This window comes from Prauserella endophytica (assembly GCF_005146945.1).
GTDB lineage: Bacteria > Actinomycetota > Actinomycetes > Mycobacteriales > Pseudonocardiaceae > Prauserella_A > Prauserella_A endophytica.
Map to the genome: position 1 here is coordinate 71477 of NZ_SWMS01000019.1, position 16411 is coordinate 87887.

The window sequence follows — 16411 nt, forward strand, 5'->3', positions numbered from 1 at the left end:
TCGGTCGGTCTCCTCGAACTGGGTACAGCGGCTAACGGGTCGCACCGCACACGCCCGCCGCCTTCGTGAGACAGCGAACACACGCAGCACCGAGACAGTACTCGGTGCTGCGTGAACGCCGTGTTCGCCCCACGCCGGAGCGTGGCGCGCCGGCGCGGACGGGGTGGACCGCTACTTCTTGCCGTGCTCGAGCGGCGGGGCGACCTGCGGGCCCTTGGCGGCCTCGGTCTCCTTCTCGTCGGCCTCGGCGACCGTGGATTCCTCAACGACCGACGTGTCGCCCTCCTCGTCGGAGGCCGACTCGTCGTCGACGACCGGGTTGATCTTCTCCCGCACTGCCTGCCGCAACCAGGTGGTCACCACGCCGTCGGCGATCTCGAGGTCGATCGTGGTCTCGTCGCTGGTGTCGGCCACGGTCGCGTACAGACCGGAGGTGGTCATCACGCGGTCACCGGGGGCCAGGCTGTTCTGCAGCTCCTGCTGCTGCGCCATCATCCGCTTCTGCTTGCGCGTACCCATGATCAGGGGAATCGCGACGACGAGCATCAGCAGCAGCGGCAGGAAAAGGCCTTCCATGGTTCTCCATTCGGAGGACGCCGCCGGAAGCGAAACGTCCGAGTTTGTCTGAATGTGCCCTGTCGAGTGTGCCAGGTACCGCCGGGAATGCCAGCACCGCCCAGCACGCACACCTCGTGCATTCTCAGTCGAACAGGGTCGGCGCTGCCGCGTCAACCCCGGCGACCTCGGCCGGAGCCTGCAGCCCGAGGTGCTCCCACGCCGCCGCGGTAGCGACGCGACCACGCGGGGTGCGCGCGAGCATACCCGCGCGCACGAGATAGGGCTCACACACCTCTTCGACCGTCGACGGCTCCTCCCCCACGGCCACCGCGAGGGTCGACACCCCGACCGGGCCGCCGCCGAAGGACCGCACGAGGGCGGCGAGCACGGCACGGTCGAGCCGGTCGAGCCCGAGCTCGTCGACGTCGTAGACCTCCAGCGCCGCCCTGACCACCTCGAGCGTGCCGGTGCCGTCGGCCCGCACCTCCGCGTAGTCCCGGACCCGGCGCAGCAGCCGGTTGGCGATCCGCGGGGTGCCGCGCGACCGCCGGGCGATCTCGGCACGGCCGTGTGGGTCGACGGAGATGCCGAGCAGGTCGGCCGAGCGCTGCACCACCTGCTCCAGCTCCTCCGGCGAGTAGAACTCCATCTGGCCGGTGAACCCGAACCGGTCGCGCAGCGGACCCGTCAGCGCCCCGGATCGCGTCGTGGCGCCGACCAGCGTGAACGGCGCGATCTCCAGCGGGATGCTCGTGGCGCCCGGCCCCTTGCCGACCACCACGTCCACGCGGAAGTCCTCCATCGCGAGGTAGAGCATCTCCTCGGCGGGCCGCGCGATGCGGTGGATCTCGTCGATGAACAGCACGTCGCCCTCGGCGAGGTTGGAGAGCATCGCCGCGAGGTCGCCCGCGCGCTCCAGCGCCGGGCCCGACGTGATGCGGATCGACGCGTCGAGCTCGGCCGCGATGATCATCGCCATGCTCGTCTTGCCGAGCCCCGGCGGGCCCGAGAGCAGCACGTGGTCGGGCGGGACGCCCCGCCTGCGGGCGCTTTCCAGCACCAGGCTGAGCTGCTCGCGCACGCGCGGCTGGCCCACGAAGTCGGCGAGCTTGCGGGGCCGCAGCGCCGTCTCGACCTCGCGCTCGCCGGTCTGCGGCAACGCCGACAGCGCCGCTTCGTCGGGCTCGAAGTCGGTCATGTAACCATCGTCCATGGTGCCGGGTCAGCGCTTCCGGCCGAGGGTGGTGAGCGCGGCCCGCAGCACGCTGGAGGTGTCGGCCCCCGCGTCGGCCGCGACGACCTTGTCCACCGCCTGCTCGGCCTGCTTGGCGGCAAAGCCCAGCCCCACGAGCGCCTCCACGACCTCGGTGCGCACGGCGCTCGCCGCCGTGCCGCCGCCCGCGGCCGCACCGGAGGGCTCCGCGGCGAGCACCTTGTCCCGCAGCTCCAGGGTGAGCCGTTCGGCGCCCTTGCGTCCGATGCCCGGAACCTGCGTGAGCACGGTGATGTTGCCCTCGGCCAGCGCGCTGCGAAGCTTGTCGGGGTCGAGCACCGCCAGCGCGGCGAGCGCGAGCCGGGGGCCGATGCCCGAGACGGTCTGGAGCAGGCCGAACAGCTCGCGCGCCTCGGCGTCGGCGAACCCGAAGAGGGTCAGCGAGTCCTCCCGCACCACGAGCGAGGTGAACAGCCGCGTCTCCTCGCCCCTGCGCAGGGTCGCGAGCGTCGAGGGCGTGGCCTGCACGGCGAGGCCGACCCCGCCCACCTCCACCACCGCGTGGTCGAGCCCGACGGAGAGCACCTCGCCGCGCACCGAGGAGATCATCGCTTCGCTCCCAGCGTGTTCCCGCCCTGACCGGGCTTCTGCTTCGCCGCGGCGGCCAGCCGCGCGCGATGGGTCCTGGCGAGCTGCGCCGCCCGCGCCTCCGCCTCGGCCAGCCGCGCCCGCATCGGCTCCCGCCACAGGTGGCAGATGGCGAGCGCGAGCGCGTCGGCGGCGTCGGCGGGGCTCGGCGCCTGCGCGAGCTTGAGCAGCCGGGTCACCATGCCGGTGACCTGCGCCTTGTCGGCCCGGCCCGAGCCGGTGACGGCCGCCTTGACCTCACTGGGCGTGTGGAAGACGACCGGAAGGCCCCTGCGCGCCGCGCTGAGCGCAACGACCCCGCCCGCCTGCGCGGTGCCCATCACCGTCCGCACGTTGTGCTGGCTGAACACCCGCTCGACGGCGACGGCCTCGGGCCGGTAGGTGTCGAGCCACTCCTCGACGGCGTCGGAGACCTGGAGCAGCCTGCCAGCGAGGTCGGCGTCGGGCGGCGTGCGCACGACATCGACGGCCACACAGGTGACCGTGCGGCCGAGGCCGCCGTCCACGACACCGAGCCCGCATCGGGTCAGCCCGGGGTCGACACCGAGCACGCGCAACGGGCCTCCCTCTCGCCACGAACACCAGTTCGAGCACGAAGGCTACCCGCTGCGCGGCGAGGGGAGGACGAGGCGCGCCGGGTCAGGAGCAGCGCACGAGCGCCTGCACGGGCGTGTGGTCGGACGGGTACCGGCCCCGGAGGCGGAACGTGTTGATCGCGGCGGCGAGCACGTCGACGCGGGAGTTGGCGAGCACCCAGTCGATGCGGTTCGCGCCGAGCACCGGGTCCCGGTAGTTCGGGAACGTGCCCCACTCCGGCGTCAGCTGCCTGCCCGCCAGCCACGTGTCGGTGAGCCCGCCGTCGGTGACGAGGAGACGGTACGACTCGGAGCCGGGCGCCGGGGTGTTGAAGTCACCGGTGAGCACCACGGGCAGCGCGGGGTCGAAACCGGCGATCCGGTCGCGCACGAGGGCGGCGCTGCGCTGGCGCGAGGGCTCGGACTGGTGGTCGAAGTGTGTGTTGACGTGGACGAACTCGGTGCCGGTTCGGCGATCGGCGAAGCGCACCCACGTGACCATCCTGATCACGTTGTTGCCCCACGACTTCGAGCCGATCACGTTCGGCGTGTCGGAGAGCCAGAAGTGGTCCAGGTCGAGCGGTTCGAGCCTGCGGGCGTCGTAGTAGATCGCCATGAACTCGCCGCGGCCGCCGCCCTCGCGGCCGAGCCCGATCCAGTCGTAGTGCCCGGGAAGATCGGCACTCACCTGCTTCACCTGGTGGTACAGCGCCTCCTGGACGCCGAGCACGGTCGGTCGTTCCACGTCGAGGAAGCGCGCCAGCACCGGGCGCCGGTCGGTCCACGAGTCCGGCGTGCCGGGCGCGGCGTTGGTGTCCAGCCGGATGTTGAACGACATCACGTGCAGGTCCGCGCCCTTGGCCTCCCCGATCACGGCCTTGCCCTGGCCGGCCGCGTTCGCCGTCCCCGAGGCGAAAACGAGGCCCGCCGCGCCCACCACGCCGGCCAGCCCGAGCGCACCACGTCTCGACATTCCGCTCTGTTCCACGACATCCTCCTCACCTGCGGGCACGGTGCCCGGGAGGACTTTCGTGGCTGATCATGAGCGGCACCCGGCGCGCAGGCGAGCACGAGGAGAACGGGGGCCGAACTCCAGCCCTTGACTATCCGATGTGGACGGTCACGGTCCGTCGACGCCCGGCGTCCAGCTCTCCGGCCTGCCGGTCATCGTCAGCACGGGCTGCCACGCGGCGAACCCCTCCGGCGCGCTTTCCTGCCACGGCCAGTGACCCGCGGGCGTCGGCACGATGATCTGCACGGCGGGGAAGTCGCCGTCGGGGTAGACGAGGAACGCGCTGCCGAAGAACTCGGGGTAGTGCCCCGGCGCGACCTGCTCGAAGGTCACCGGCACGCCCTCGAAGAAATCGTTGTACAGCTTGCCGAACTCGAACTTCTCACCCGCGGCCGCGCGGTCGACGTAGGCGTCGAGAAGCACGGACGCGAACTCCGCGGGCAACCCGACGACCACCGCCTCCGGCACCTCGTGCATCGCCCACGCGCACACGGTGAAGGCGTAGCCCGCCCCATTTCCGTCCGCGGCCACGGTGATCACGGCGTTGCCGCGTTTCTCCGCTTGCGCGACGATCCACTCACGCAGTTCCTGGGCGTTGTCGTCGGCAACGGTTTCGGGCGTCACGGCGGCCATTGTGCCCCACGTCCTCGCGAAACCCCCAAGGGGTCAACGGAGACCCGGGCGGGAATCCCGGACCGCCGGACGTGACCCAATTCCTAGGCTCCGGCGGCCGACGGCGCCTACCATCGGCCGATCCGCACCCGAAACCCGGAAGTCCCCATGACCGACCCCACGCTGAAGTCCCCGCCGCCACAGGGCGGCGACGAGGACCTGCAGGACCAGATCCTTGCCGCCGAGCTCAAGCTCATGACCGGAGAGCGGCTCACCTCGACGGAGCAGCGTCTGCTCGCCTACACGGTGTTCTCCGGCGGCTGCTCCTCTTGCCCGCGCTGACGCGCGTCAGCCGACCTCGGCCATCACCTCGTCGGAAACGTCGAAGTTCGCGTAGACGTTCTGCACGTCGTCGCAGTCCTCGAGCGCGTCGATGAGCCGGAAGACCTTCTTGGCGCCCTCGGCGTCCAGCGGCACGTTGACCGATGGCAGGAAGTTGGCCTCCGCCGACTCGTAGTCGTACCCGGCCTCCTGCAGCGCGGACCGCACGCCGACGAGGTCACTCGCCTCGGAGACGATCTCGAAGCTCTCGCCGAGGTCGTTGACCTCCTCCGCGCCCGCGTCGAGCACGGCCATGAGCACGTCGTCCTCGGAGAGCTCGCCCTTGGGCATGAGCACGACGCCCTTGCGGTTGAACAGGTACGCGACCGAACCCGGGTCGGCGAGCGAGCCGCCGTTGCGGGTCAGCGCGGTGCGCACCTCGGAGGCTGCGCGGTTCTTGTTGTCGGTGAGGCACTCGATCAGCACCGCGACGCCGTTGGGGCCGTAGCCCTCGTACGTGATGTTCTGCCAGTCGGCGCCACCGGCCTCCTCACCGGCGCCGCGCTTGCGCGCGCGCTCGATGTTGTCCTGGGGGACGGAGTTCTTCTTCGCCTTCTGGATGGCGTCGTACAGCGTCGGGTTGCCGTCCGGGTCGCCCCCGCCGGTCCGCGCGGCGACCTCGATGTTCTTGATCAGTCTCGCGAACAGCTTGCCACGCTTGGCGTCGAGGGCGGCCTTCTTGTGCTTGGTGGTGGCCCACTTGGAGTGGCCGCTCATCTCTCCTCCAAAATCACTTCTCCTGCACGATGCCCACGAACAGCCGGTGCACGCGCTCGTCCCCCGTCAGCTCCGGGTGGAACGCGGTGGCGAGCACCGTCCCCTGGCGGACCGCGACGATCCTATCCGCAGCCGCCCCGGCGTCCCTGGTGTGCGGGATCCTGGCGAGCACCTCGACCCCGTCGCCGGTCTTCTCGACCCACGGGGCGCGGATGAAGACGGCGTGCAGCGAGCCGCCCTCGACACCGGTGAAGTCGAGGTCGCCCTCGAACGAGTCCACCTGGCGGCCGAACGCGTTGCGCCGTACGACGATGTCGAGCGCGTCGAGCTGGTGCTGGTCCTCGCGGCCGTCGAGTGCCTGCCTCGCCAGCAGGATCATGCCGGCGCACGAACCGAACGCGGGCATGCCGTCGGCCAGCCTGCCGCGCAGCGGCTCCAGCAGCTCGAACGTGTCCAGCAGGCGCGACATGGTGGTGGACTCGCCGCCGGGCAGCACCAGGCCGTCGACCTCGGCGAGCTCGCGCGGCCTGCGCACGGGCAGCGCGGTTGCTCCCGCCCGCTCCAGCATCGCGGCGTGCTCGCGCACGTCGCCCTGCAGGGCGAGCACTCCGATCACCGGTCGCTTCGTCGTCACGCAACAGCACCTTTCCAGGAACTCCCTGGTCAAGCCTACTGTGCGGAGGCTGGCTTCCCGTCAGGGCACCCCGAGCAGCCGTAGGATCGCGGCCGTGGCGGCCGCGGCGAGCACCACCACCACGAACGGCGCTTTGCGCCACGCCAGCAGCCCGCCGACCGCGACCCCGGCAGGCCGGGCGAAGCCGACGAACTCGTGGCCGTCGAGCAGCGCCGCCGTCGCGACCAGCGCGGCGAGGAGGGTCACCGCGGCGACGGCCATGAGCTTCTCGACGCGAGGGGACAGCTCGACCCTGGCCCTGAGCACCGGCCCGGCGAAGCGGAACGCGAAGGTCCCCGCCCCCAGCACGACGGCGGCGACGATGAGCGTGGCCGCGGAGATCACGACGCCGCCTCCTTCGCCTTCTCGGCGGGCTCGGCCTGCTTGCCGACGAAGCTCACGAGCACCCCGGCGAGCGCGAGCAGCACCGGCACACCCGCGGGCAGGAACGGCGCCGTCGCCAGCGCGATCACCACTCCGGCCAGCGCGGCCCTGCGGGTCGCCTGGTCCCTGAGGGAGGGCAGCACGAGCGCGAGCAGTACGGCGGGGAACGCGGCGTCGAGACCGAAGGCGTCGGTGTCGGCGACCACCGTGCCGCCGAACGCTCCGAGCACCACGCCGACGTTCCAGCAGACGAACAGCCCGACACCGCACGCCCAGTACGCGGCCCTGCGGCGCTCGGCGTCGCGCTGCGCCAGCGCGAAGGCCACGGTCTCGTCGATCATCAGGTGGCTGCCGACGATCCGCCTGGCCCAGCGGTCGCCGAGCACGTCGCCGACCGCGAAGCCGAACGGCAGGTGCCTGGCGTTGACCAACAGCCCGGCGACCACGGCCGCGATCGGGTTGCCGCCTGAGGCGACGAGCCCGACGAACATGAACTGCGCCGCGCCCGCGAAGACGACGAGCGACAGCAGCATCGGCAGCCACAGCGGCAGGCCGGAGCTCACCGTGATCGCACCGAAGGAGACACCGACGACCGCGTCGGCGAGGCAGACCAGCGCGATGTCGCGCGCGAGTCCGCGGTCCAGGGTTCGCCATATCGAACGCATCGCCTTCTATACTGAACGAGACCACTGCCGTTCGTCAAGGCGAACGACTCGACTCATGGAGCGAACGACATGTCGGAGAGCAGGGAGAACGGAGCACCACTCGCGGTGATCGCGGCGTCACTGCAACGCGAGCGCCGCCGCACCGGGCTGTCGCTGGCCGAGGTCGCGCGCAGGGCGGGCATCGCCAAGTCGACGCTCTCCCAGCTCGAGGCGGGCACCGGCAACCCGAGCGTCGAGACACTGTGGGCGCTGAGCGTGGCGCTAGACGTGCCGTTCGCGCAGCTGGTGGAACCGACCCGGCCGAAGGTGCAGCTGATCCGGGCGGGCGAGGGCCCGACGTTCCAGGCCGAGCGCGCCGACTACGTGGCGACGATGCTCAGCGCGTGCCCGCCCAACGCCCGCCGCGACGTGTTCCAGATCGTCGCCCAGCCGGGCAAACCGAGGGAGTCCGACCCGCACATGCCCGGCGTGGTCGAGCACGTGGTCCTGAGCCGGGGCCGCGCGCTCGTCGGGCTGCTGGAGGAACCCGTCGAGCTCGGCCCCGGCGACTACATCAGCTACCCCGGCGACCTGCCGCACGTGTTCGAGGCGCTCGAACCCGACACGGCCGCCGTGCTCGTCTCCGAACACATCTGAGTCACGCCTGCCTCAGGCCGCGCAGCATCGTCACCGCGAGCACGGCGAGGCAGGCCGAGAGCACCGCTGCGGCCACGGCCACGGCGCCGAGACCCGAGGTGAACGCCGTCCGCGCCACGTCGAGCACGTCGGCGGCTTGCCCTGGCGGCAGCTCCCGCGCCGCGGTGACGGCCCCGGCCAGTGTTCCCTCGGCGGCCTCGACGGCCTCCGAGGGCAGCCCGGCCGGGAGCGCCCCGGCGACCTGCCCCCGGTAGACGATCCCCAGCAGGCTGCCCAGCGTCGCGATCCCCAGGGCGATGCCCAGCTCCCCGCTGGTCTCCGACACCGACGACGCCGAGCCCGCCCGCTCCGGCGGGGCAGAGCCGACGACCAGCTCCGTGCCGAGCGCGCCGATGGGCGAGCAACCGAGGAACCCGACGACCAGGCCGACGACGAGCAGCGTCAGCCCCGTTCCGGAGCCCGCCGTGGCCAGCACGAGCCAGCCCGCCGCCGAGATCACCATCCCGGTACCGATCACGGCCGACGGGCTGAACCGGCGAGCCAGCACCGGAGCCAGCAGTGAACCCGCGACGATCGCGACGGCGGGCGTGACCAACCACAGCCCGGCCTCCAGCGGCGAGAGCCCCTCGACCAGCTGCAGGTACTGGCCGACGACCAGGTACACACCGCCCTGCATGATCATCCCGCAGAGCAGGATCCCCAGCGCGATGCTGAACGCCCTGTTCCCGAACAGCCGGAGGTCCAGCAGCGGGTCGGCGAGCCCGCGCTGCCTGCGGACGAACGCGACCCCGGCCGTGACGCCGACGATAACGGCGAGCAGCGCGCGCCACGACGGACCGTCGCCGGCGAGCTCCTTGAGCCCGTAGACGACGGGCAGCACGGCGGCCAGCGACAGGGCCACGCTCGGCAGGTCGAGCCCGCCCGACCCGCTGCCGCGGTGAGCCGGCAGCACCAGCGGTCCCGCCACCAGCAGCAGGAGCATCACCGGCACGCCGATGAGGAACACCGAGCCCCACCAGAACGCCTCCAGCAGGACGCCGCCGACCACGGGACCGAGCGCGGCGCCGCCCATGAAACAGCTGATGAACACGCCGATCGCGAGCCCGCGCTGTTTTCCGGCCGGGAACATCATGGTGATCAGTCCGAGCGACGTCGGCATGAGCGTGGCCGCCGCGATGCCGAGCAACACCCTGGCCGCGATGAGCATCTCCGCACTGACCGAGTAGGCGGCCACCACCGACGCGGCCCCGAACGCGGCGGCGCCGATGAGCAGCAGCCTGCGCCTGCCGATGCGGTCCCCGAGCCCGCCCATGGTGACCAGGAGCCCGGCGATGAGGAACCCGTAGCTGTCCATGATCCACAGCTCCTGGTTCGGCGACGGCCCGAGGTGGGCACTCAGCTGCGGCAGCGCGAGGAACAGCACCGAGTTGTCGATCGAGAGCAACAGCGTGGGCAGGCCGAGCACGGCGAGACCTGCCCATTCGCGACGGCCCGCTCTTCGCGGCGCCGTGATGTCCGTGGTCATGACTGTGACCCCCTTTTCATTACGATACGGCTCGTAATGTATCGGGTAGGATGTGTGCCATGCAATCCCCTCGCGAACCGGCGCGGGCGGGGCGGCCGCGGAACTCGCAGATCGACGCCGCCGTGCTCGACACGACCCTCGCCGTCCTCGACGCCTCCGGCTACACGCGCTTCACGCTGGAGGAGGTCGCACGCAGGGCCGGCACCACGAAGCCCGCGATCTACCGGCGCTGGCCGACCCGCCAGCACCTCGTCCTGGCGGCGCTCGCGCGGCGGCTCGGCGAGGTCGCGGTCCCGGACAGCGATTGCACCCTGTGCGACCTCGCGGAGTGCATCAGCGTGTTCGTCGCCGCCTTCGACCGCATGCCACCCGGCGTGCTCGGCCCGCTGCTGGCCGACTGCACGGCGGACCCTGGCCTGCGGGGCGACTTCATGACCATGCTGTTCGCCCCGCCCCGTGCGGCGGTGGAGCAGACGCTCACCCGCGCGATCGCCCGTGGCGACCTGCGCGCCGACCTCGACCTCGGCCTGACCCTCGACCTGCTCGGCTCACTCGTGCACTACCGAGCCCTGTTCGGGCACGCTGCCACGAGCGACGCCGAGATCGAGCGAGCGGTGGAGACCCTGCTGCAGGGCATCGCGACCGACTACCCCCGCCTGGTCGAGCACAGCAGGCAGCTGCAGGGCGAGCCGGAGATCCACCAGCTCCACCCTTAGTGACCCACCTACCCCGCCTAGCAGTGAAGGCCACCTTGCCTGCGTTGAACGCAGGCAAGGTGGCCTTCACTGCAGTCGCGCCCGGGAGCGAGGGGGTTACCAGCCGCGCTCGGCGAGCCGGTGCGGCTCGGGCACGTCGTCGACGTTGATGCCGACCATGGCCTCGCCGAGGCCGCGCGAGACCTTCGCGAGCACGTCCGGGTCGTCGTGGAACGTCGTCGCCTTCACGATCGCCTCGGCCCGCTTGGCCGGGTCGCCGGACTTGAAGATGCCGGAGCCGACGAAGACGCCCTCGGCGCCCAACTGCATCATCATCGCGGCGTCGGCCGGGGTGGCGATGCCACCGGCGGTGAACAGCACGACCGGCAGCTTGCCGGTGGCCGCGACCTCCTTGACCAGCTCGTACGGCGCCTGCAGCTCCTTGGCCGCGACGTAGAGCTCGTCCTCCGGCAGCGCGGTGAGCTTGCGCAGCTCCGCGCGGATCTTGCGCATGTGCGTGGTGGCGTTGGAGACGTCGCCCGTGCCCGCCTCGCCCTTGGACCGGATCATCGCCGCGCCCTCGTTGATCCGGCGCAGCGCCTCGCCGAGGTTGGTCGCACCGCAGACGAACGGCACCGTGAACGCCCACTTGTCGATGTGGTTGGCGTAGTCCGCGGGGGTGAGCACCTCGGACTCGTCGACGTAGTCGACGCCGAGGGACTGCAGCACCTGCGCCTCGACGAAGTGGCCGATGCGCGCCTTGGCCATCACGGGAATGGAGACGGCGGAGATGATGCCGTCGATCAGGTCGGGGTCGCTCATCCTGGCGACGCCGCCCTGGGCGCGGATGTCGGCGGGCACGCGCTCCAGCGCCATCACCGCGACGGCGCCGGCGTCCTCGGCGATCTTCGCCTGCTCGGGGGTGACGACATCCATGATCACACCGCCCTTGAGCATCTCGGCCATGCCGCGCTTCACGCGCGCGGTGCCGGTCTCGGGCAGGGCGGAGCTGGTGGACTGGGCGTCAGACACTGAGGGAGCCTTTCAGGACACAAAGGGGGTTACGGCTCCAGCGTACGTTCGACGTGGACCGCTGAAAGGTGCCAGTAGGCGGCTATCTCGGCAGGCCACTTTCCCCCGGTCGCCGCATGGCCTTGCCGGGCGTCCGCAACGGGTGTGTGATCGAGGGCACACCTCGACACCGACGTCGGCGCAAGGAGACCCGCGATGGCCGAGAAGCAAACGAAGAACGGTGACGCTGGGGCCGCGGTCGCTGTAGACGATCCCGGCAAGGTACGCAACGTGGTGCTGGTCGGACCCTCCGGCTCCGGCAAGACCACCCTCACCGAGGCCCTGCTCGTCGCATCCGGGACGGTGAACCGCGCCGGATCCGTCGTGGAGGGCACCACGGTCTGCGACCACGACCCCGCCGCCGTGCGACAGCAGCGCTCGGTGGGCCTCTCGGTCGCCCCGGTGGTCTACGGCGACATCAAGATCAACCTCATCGACACCCCCGGCTACGCGGACTTCGTCGGCGAACTGCGCGCGGGGCTGCGCGCCGCCGACGCGGCCCTTTTCGTCGTGAGCGCGGGCGAGGGTGTCGACCCGGCGACCGTGGCGCTCTGGGAGGAATGCGCCCAGGTGGGCATGCCGCGTGCCGTGATCGTCTCCCGGCTCGACCACGCGCGAGCAGACGTCGAGGCCGAGATCGCGGCGTGCCAGGACGCCTTCGGCTCCGGCGTCCTTCCGCTGTACCTGCCCGCGGGCGGCGGCAAGCAGGGCTTGATCGGCCTCATCACCCAGCGGTTCTTCGACTACTCGAACGGCTACCCGCCCGCCATCGGCGAGCCGGACCCCGCCGACCTGGAGCGGCTCACCGACGCCCGCAACGAGCTGATCGAGGGGATCATCGCCGAGAGCGAGGACGAGACCCTCATGGACCGCTACCTCGCGGGTGAGCCGATCGCCGAGGACACGCTTGTCGCCGATCTCGAGACCGCGGTCGCGCGCGGCTCGTTCCACCCGGTCATCCCCGTGTGCTCCGAGACCGGCGTCGGCCTGGCCGAGGTGCTCGACGGCATCGCCCGCGCGTTCCCGTCACCGCTCGAGCACGACCTGCCCGACGTGACCTCTCCCGACGGGGTGCCGCACCCCCGCCTCTCCCCCGACCCGAGCGGCCCGCTCGCCGCCGAGGTCGTGCGGACGGCGGTGGACTCCTACGTCGGCAGGGTCTCGCTCGTGCGCGTGTTCTCCGGGACGCTGCGGCCGGAACGGCCGGTGCACGTGTCCGGCCACGGCCTCGCCGAGCGTGGGCACGCCGACCACGACGCCGACGAGCGTGTGGCGCACCTCTACTCGCCACTGGGCGCTCACCTCCGGGAGGTTCCGTACTGCGTGGCGGGCGATCTGTGCGCCCTCACCAAGATCGGCTCGGCGGAGACCGGCGATACGGTGTCCTATCCGGACGACCCGCTGCTGATGCGGCCGTGGACGATGCCGGAGCCGCTGCTGCCGGTCGCCGTCGTGGCCAAGACCCGCAGCGACGAGGACGCGCTGGCCCGCAACCTGTCGCGACTCGTGGCCGGTGACCCGACCCTGCGCATGGAACGCAACCCGGAGACCAACCAGCTGGTGCTGTGGTGCATGGGCGAGGCGCACGCCGACGTGGTGCTGTCGCGCCTGCGCGCGGGCGGCGCCGAGGTGGAGACCGAGCCGGTGCGGATCAGCCTGCGCTCCACGTTCGCCGGCAAGGCGAGCGGCCACGGCAGGCACGTCAAGCAGTCCGGAGGGCACGGCCAGTACGCGGTGTGCGACATCGAGGTCGAGCCGCTGCCGCGCGGGGCGGGATTCGAGTTCGTCGACAAGGTGGTCGGCGGGGCCGTGCCGCACCAGTTCATCCCGAGCGTGGAGAAGGGCGTGCGGGCGCAGCTGCGCAAGGGGCTCGTCGACGACCACCCCGTCGTGGACGTGCGGGTGACGCTCTTCGACGGCAAGGCGCACAGCGTGGACTCCTCCGACGCGGCGTTCCAGACGGCGGGCGCGCTCGCGCTGAAGGACGCGGCGGCGAAGACGAGCGTGGTGCTGCTCGAACCGCTCGACGAGGTGCTCGTCCAGCTCCCCGACGACCACCTGGGAACCGTTCTCGGCGACCTGTCGTCGCGGCGGGGCCGGGTGCTCGGCACCGAGTCGGCTGGCGACGGCCGGAGCGTGATCCGCGCCGAGGTGCCGGCCACGGAGCTGCTGCGCTACGCCATCGACCTGCGGTCGATGACCTCGGGAACGGCGAGCTTCACCCGCCGCCACGTCCGCTACGACCCCATGCCCGAGAGCCTCGCCACCCGCTGACCCACCGGTCCCCAAGGCCACCTTTGGTGCGTTGAACGCACCAAAGGTGGCCTTGGGGGCAGTTGGTGTGCGCGAACCACAGTGCCCTTGGGGCCCAGGGCGCTCAGAACTCGAAGCCGCCGGGGCGGCCGTTGCGATCGGCGAGCAGGCCGGCCAGGGTCGCGATCGCGATCTCCGCCGGTGTGCGGGAGCCGATGTTGAGGCCGACGGGGCGGTGCACGCGCGCGATGTCGGCCGCCGGGACGCCGAGCGCTTCGAGCGCGGCCACGTGCGGGCCCTCGTGCCGAGGGTTGCCGAGCACGCCGATCCACCTGGCCGGCTGCGCCAGCGCGTCGCGCAGCACCTCGCCGAGCTCCTCGCGGTGGTGGTCGGTGACGACGATGTCGGCGGTCTCGTCGAGCTCCGGCACCGACGTGACGGCTCCGGCCGTCCGCGCCCGCTCCGGGTCCGGCTCCACGAGCACCGTGGAGAAGCCGAGGTCGTGCCCGTAGCGCAGCAGGTAAGCGGCGACGGGCGAGGCGAACACCGCCACCAGCGTCCGCTCGGCCGCACCGCCCTCAGCCGTGCCGTGCGCGACGTCGCAGGCTGGATCGGACTCCGGAGTCTGCGCCATACCGGCCAGTCTGGCACACCCGCGCGCTCAGCGAACCGAGCGCAGCCGCCCGTCCCAGCCCGCGTCCAGCAGCGACGGCAGCAGCTCACCGAGCTGCTCCGGGTAGACGACCTCAGCGGTCTCCCGCAGCTCCTCGGCGCTCCACCACCGGTGCTCGTCGATGGTGGCCACCTCGACCTCGTTGAACCCGGAGGTGTCCACGGCGACGTCGCCGTCCAGCTCCGCGAGGAAGAACCACTCCGTGCCGTCGTAGCGGCGCCCGGCGAAGCTGAACTCGACGCGCCGCCGCCACACGGGCCCCACGAGCCGCTCGGCGGGCGTGTCGAGCCCGGTCTCCTCCTTCAGCTCGCGGACCGCCGCGGATCGCAGGTCCTCGCCGTCCTCGATCCCGCCGCCGACGGTGAACCAGAACGACGAGCCCTCCTCTCCGGGATCGCGGCCGTTGAACAGCAGCACGCGGCGCCGGCCGTCGACGAGCACGACCCTGGCCGACGTGCGGGGCGTCGACGGCGCCGCGGCCGTGTCCAGTTCCGGCTCGGCGATCTCGAAGTACTCCGGCTGCTTCGCCTTCCCCGCGAGCTTGAAGTAGCGCACCTTCCGCCGCCGCCGCAGGGCGAGCGTGTCGCGCACGGCGTCGTTGTAGACCCGGCGCGCGATCACGACGCGGTGCTCGGCGTCGCTCAGCTCGTCGGCCAGCGGCGCGGGCAGCAGGCCACGGTCCACCTCGGCCAGCTGCCGGGTCAGCTCGTTCTCGGCCAGCTCCCGTTCCGGGCGCGGGGCCGACTCGGCGCCCTCCGCGGTCGCGCGCAGCACCCCGGCCTGCCCGGCGGGCAGCACGCTCGCCGCGACGGTCCTCGCGACCACGGCCCTGCGGGCGAGCGCGGCGTCCAGCGCCGCCCAGCCCGCGTCCATGCGCACGTGCAGCCGGTCGAGCCGGTTCGCGGTCGCCACGAGGAACAGGCCACCGGCCACGACGAGCACGGCCAGCACGGCGAGCAGCACGACGAGGGTGTTCACCTGGTCACTTCCTGATCGGTGCTGACCTTGCGCGGGTCGGCGGCGATCGCGGCCTCGTAGACCCGCAGCACCTGCTTCACCACCGTCTGCCAGTCGAACATCGCGACGCGCTCGGTGGCCGCCGCCGAGAGCCGGGCCCGCCGCTGGGCGTCGGCGAGCACCTCGCGCAACGCGGCGGCGAGCCCGGCCGGATCACCGGTGGGCGTGAGCAGCCCGGCGCGGCCGTCGTCGAGGACCCGGCGGAACGAGTCGAGATCGCTGGCCACCACGGGGGTTCCCGCTGCCATCGCCTCGGTGAGGATCATGCCGAAGCTCTCGCCGCCGGTGTTGGGCGCGCAGTAGACGTCGACGCTTCGCAGAGCCCGCGCCTTGGTGGCGTCGTCGACCTGTCCCAGCACGTCGATCCGCCGGGCGAGCTCGGGGCCCGCCTCGCGGCGCAGCGTGTCGGCGTCGCCCCTGCCGACCACGAGCAGGCGCAGCCCCGGCAGCTCGGGCACGAGCAGCCGGAGCGCGCCGAGCAACACCGCCATGCCCTTGCGCGGTTCGGTGTAGCGGCCGACGAATCCGATGGTGCCGCCCGCGCGCGGGTAGCCCTCCAGCGGCTCGGCGTCGGCGAAGAACCCCACGTCGACACCGTTGGGGATCTCCACGGCGTCGCCGCCGGAGTGCTCGACCTGGACCCGCCGGGCGAGCGCGGAGACCGCGATGCGCGCCGTGACCTTCTCCAGCAGCGGGCGCAGCACCGGCTGGAACGCCGAAAGGGTGCGCGAGCGCGGGGTCGACGTGTGGAACGTCGCCACGATCGGCCCGTCGGCGACCTTGAGCGCCAGCAGCGACAGGCTCGGCGCCGCGGGCTCGTGCAGGTGCAGCACGTCGAAGTCGTTCTCGCGGATCCACCGCCGTACCCGCGCGTACGACACCGGCCCGAACTGCAGCCGTGCCACCGAGCCGTTGTACGGAATGCCGAGCGCACGACCCGCCGGGTGCACGAACGGCGGCACTTCGGAGTCCTCGTCGGCGGGGGCGAGCACCGAGACCGTGTGCCCGCGCGCGATCAGCGCCTTGGCGAGGTCCACGACGTGTCCCTGGACGCCGCCGGGAACGTCGAACGAGTACGGACAGACGATGCCGACCTTCATGGG

General features: G+C 72.0%; 19 protein-coding genes. 4 read left to right on the forward strand and 15 right to left on the reverse strand.

Annotated features, from left to right (window positions below; genetic code table 11):
- Window positions 1-171 precede the first annotated feature (171 nt).
- The 6 genes from yajC to FCN18_RS28035 all read right to left on the reverse strand — a co-directional run bounded on the left by yajC (window position 172) and on the right by FCN18_RS28035 (window position 4639).
- The gene (yajC, locus tag FCN18_RS28010) at window positions 172-576 is read right to left on the reverse strand and encodes a preprotein translocase subunit YajC (RefSeq protein WP_137096508.1); all 405 of its coding nucleotides are present in this window, start codon (window positions 574-576) and stop codon (window positions 172-174) included.
- A gap of 124 nt (window positions 577-700) precedes the next feature.
- The gene (gene ruvB / locus FCN18_RS28015) at window positions 701-1756 is read right to left on the reverse strand and encodes a Holliday junction branch migration DNA helicase RuvB (RefSeq protein WP_228714161.1); all 1056 of its coding nucleotides are present in this window, start codon (window positions 1754-1756) and stop codon (window positions 701-703) included.
- Between the two features lie 24 nt (window positions 1757-1780).
- A complete protein-coding gene (gene ruvA / locus FCN18_RS28020) occupies window positions 1781-2380 on the reverse strand; it encodes a Holliday junction branch migration protein RuvA (RefSeq protein ID WP_112274586.1) in 600 nt (199 codons plus the stop codon).
- Complete coding sequence (gene ruvC / locus FCN18_RS28025; protein WP_113643659.1) at window positions 2377-2976, reverse strand: crossover junction endodeoxyribonuclease RuvC; 600 nt, start codon at window positions 2974-2976, stop codon at window positions 2377-2379. The genes ruvA and ruvC overlap by 4 nt, the downstream gene beginning before the upstream one ends.
- An 82-nt stretch (window positions 2977-3058) precedes the next feature.
- On the reverse strand, window positions 3059-3967 hold the full coding sequence (locus tag FCN18_RS28030) for an endonuclease/exonuclease/phosphatase family protein (RefSeq protein WP_113643660.1): 909 nt from the start codon (window positions 3965-3967) through the stop codon (window positions 3059-3061).
- Between the two features lie 147 nt (window positions 3968-4114).
- Window positions 4115-4639 carry a DUF4262 domain-containing protein gene (locus FCN18_RS28035; protein ID WP_112274592.1) on the reverse strand — a complete coding sequence of 175 codons (525 nt, stop codon included), beginning with the start codon at window positions 4637-4639 and terminating at the stop codon, window positions 4115-4117.
- Between the two features lie 147 nt (window positions 4640-4786).
- Between FCN18_RS28035 and FCN18_RS39250 the strand changes: the two genes are divergently transcribed.
- Complete coding sequence (locus tag FCN18_RS39250; protein WP_158303188.1) at window positions 4787-4960, forward strand: hypothetical protein; 174 nt, start codon at window positions 4787-4789, stop codon at window positions 4958-4960.
- A gap of 6 nt (window positions 4961-4966) precedes the next feature.
- On the opposite strand, the gene FCN18_RS28040 is transcribed toward FCN18_RS39250, so the two are convergent.
- The 4 genes from FCN18_RS28040 to FCN18_RS28050 are packed head-to-tail and all read right to left on the reverse strand — an operon-like array spanning window position 4967 to window position 7438.
- Complete coding sequence (locus FCN18_RS28040; RefSeq protein ID WP_112274594.1) at window positions 4967-5716, reverse strand: YebC/PmpR family DNA-binding transcriptional regulator; 750 nt, start codon at window positions 5714-5716, stop codon at window positions 4967-4969.
- A 13-nt stretch (window positions 5717-5729) separates the two neighbouring features.
- Window positions 5730-6350: a pyridoxal 5'-phosphate synthase glutaminase subunit PdxT gene (gene pdxT / locus FCN18_RS28045; protein WP_112274596.1), complete on the reverse strand. Its 621-nt coding sequence runs from the start codon at window positions 6348-6350 to the stop codon at window positions 5730-5732.
- Between the two features lie 60 nt (window positions 6351-6410).
- Complete coding sequence (locus FCN18_RS39860) at window positions 6411-6731, reverse strand: AzlD domain-containing protein (protein WP_369973618.1); 321 nt, start codon at window positions 6729-6731, stop codon at window positions 6411-6413.
- Window positions 6731-7438, reverse strand: a complete 708-nt coding sequence (locus tag FCN18_RS28050; protein ID WP_206077996.1) for an AzlC family ABC transporter permease — start codon at window positions 7436-7438, stop codon at window positions 6731-6733. The genes FCN18_RS39860 and FCN18_RS28050 overlap by 1 nt, the downstream gene beginning before the upstream one ends.
- A 69-nt stretch (window positions 7439-7507) precedes the next feature.
- Between FCN18_RS28050 and FCN18_RS28055 the strand changes: the two genes are divergently transcribed.
- Window positions 7508-8074, forward strand: coding sequence for a helix-turn-helix domain-containing protein (locus tag FCN18_RS28055; RefSeq protein ID WP_112274598.1), 567 nt, complete (start codon window positions 7508-7510; stop codon window positions 8072-8074).
- Window position 8075: 1 nt separating this feature from the next.
- Here FCN18_RS28055 and FCN18_RS28060 read toward each other — a convergent pair whose 3' ends face one another.
- Complete coding sequence (locus FCN18_RS28060; protein WP_137096510.1) at window positions 8076-9599, reverse strand: MFS transporter; 1524 nt, start codon at window positions 9597-9599, stop codon at window positions 8076-8078.
- Between the two features lie 59 nt (window positions 9600-9658).
- Between FCN18_RS28060 and FCN18_RS28065 the strand changes: the two genes are divergently transcribed.
- Window positions 9659-10315 (forward strand): TetR/AcrR family transcriptional regulator, encoded by a 657-nt coding sequence (locus tag FCN18_RS28065; RefSeq protein WP_112274602.1) that lies wholly within the window; start codon window positions 9659-9661, stop codon window positions 10313-10315.
- Between the two features lie 96 nt (window positions 10316-10411).
- Here FCN18_RS28065 and pdxS read toward each other — a convergent pair whose 3' ends face one another.
- Window positions 10412-11326 (reverse strand): pyridoxal 5'-phosphate synthase lyase subunit PdxS, encoded by a 915-nt coding sequence (gene pdxS / locus FCN18_RS28070; RefSeq protein ID WP_112274604.1) that lies wholly within the window; start codon window positions 11324-11326, stop codon window positions 10412-10414.
- A 195-nt stretch (window positions 11327-11521) separates the two neighbouring features.
- Here pdxS and FCN18_RS28075 point away from each other — a divergent pair, with 195 nt between their 5' ends.
- Window positions 11522-13639 carry an elongation factor G-like protein EF-G2 gene (locus FCN18_RS28075; protein WP_112274606.1) on the forward strand — a complete coding sequence of 706 codons (2118 nt, stop codon included), beginning with the start codon at window positions 11522-11524 and terminating at the stop codon, window positions 13637-13639.
- A 103-nt stretch (window positions 13640-13742) separates the two neighbouring features.
- On the opposite strand, the gene FCN18_RS28080 is transcribed toward FCN18_RS28075, so the two are convergent.
- The 3 genes from FCN18_RS28080 to FCN18_RS28090 are packed head-to-tail and all read right to left on the reverse strand — an operon-like array spanning window position 13743 to window position 16408.
- A complete protein-coding gene (locus FCN18_RS28080) occupies window positions 13743-14252 on the reverse strand; it encodes an XdhC family protein (RefSeq protein ID WP_112274608.1) in 510 nt (169 codons plus the stop codon).
- A gap of 27 nt (window positions 14253-14279) precedes the next feature.
- Window positions 14280-15269 (reverse strand): NUDIX hydrolase, encoded by a 990-nt coding sequence (locus FCN18_RS28085; RefSeq protein ID WP_137096511.1) that lies wholly within the window; start codon window positions 15267-15269, stop codon window positions 14280-14282.
- Complete coding sequence (locus FCN18_RS28090; RefSeq protein ID WP_112274611.1) at window positions 15266-16408, reverse strand: glycosyltransferase family 4 protein; 1143 nt, start codon at window positions 16406-16408, stop codon at window positions 15266-15268. Before FCN18_RS28090 ends, FCN18_RS28085 begins: the two co-directional genes overlap by 4 nt.
- Window positions 16409-16411 lie beyond the last annotated feature (3 nt).

Excerpts from the sequence above, each read along its gene's own strand:
- yajC (WP_137096508.1), bottom strand. The coding sequence starts at position 576 with ATGGAAGGCCTTTTCCTGCCGCTGCTGCTGATGCTCGTCGTCGCGATT.
- ruvB (WP_228714161.1), bottom strand. The coding sequence starts at position 1,756 with ATGACCGACTTCGAGCCCGACGAAGCGGCGCTGTCGGCGTTGCCGCAG.
- ruvA (WP_112274586.1), bottom strand. The coding sequence starts at position 2,380 with ATGATCTCCTCGGTGCGCGGCGAGGTGCTCTCCGTCGGGCTCGACCAC.
- FCN18_RS28030 (WP_113643660.1), bottom strand. The coding sequence starts at position 3,967 with ATGTCGAGACGTGGTGCGCTCGGGCTGGCCGGCGTGGTGGGCGCGGCG.
- FCN18_RS28035 (WP_112274592.1), bottom strand. The coding sequence starts at position 4,639 with ATGGCCGCCGTGACGCCCGAAACCGTTGCCGACGACAACGCCCAGGAA.
- FCN18_RS39250 (WP_158303188.1), top strand. The coding sequence starts at position 4,787 with ATGACCGACCCCACGCTGAAGTCCCCGCCGCCACAGGGCGGCGACGAG.
- FCN18_RS28040 (WP_112274594.1), bottom strand. The coding sequence starts at position 5,716 with ATGAGCGGCCACTCCAAGTGGGCCACCACCAAGCACAAGAAGGCCGCC.
- FCN18_RS28050 (WP_206077996.1), bottom strand. The coding sequence starts at position 7,438 with ATGCGTTCGATATGGCGAACCCTGGACCGCGGACTCGCGCGCGACATC.
- FCN18_RS28055 (WP_112274598.1), top strand. The coding sequence starts at position 7,508 with ATGTCGGAGAGCAGGGAGAACGGAGCACCACTCGCGGTGATCGCGGCG.
- FCN18_RS28060 (WP_137096510.1), bottom strand. The coding sequence starts at position 9,599 with ATGACCACGGACATCACGGCGCCGCGAAGAGCGGGCCGTCGCGAATGG.
- FCN18_RS28065 (WP_112274602.1), top strand. The coding sequence starts at position 9,659 with ATGCAATCCCCTCGCGAACCGGCGCGGGCGGGGCGGCCGCGGAACTCG.
- FCN18_RS28075 (WP_112274606.1), top strand. The coding sequence starts at position 11,522 with ATGGCCGAGAAGCAAACGAAGAACGGTGACGCTGGGGCCGCGGTCGCT.
- FCN18_RS28080 (WP_112274608.1), bottom strand. The coding sequence starts at position 14,252 with ATGGCGCAGACTCCGGAGTCCGATCCAGCCTGCGACGTCGCGCACGGC.
- FCN18_RS28090 (WP_112274611.1), bottom strand. The coding sequence starts at position 16,408 with ATGAAGGTCGGCATCGTCTGTCCGTACTCGTTCGACGTTCCCGGCGGC.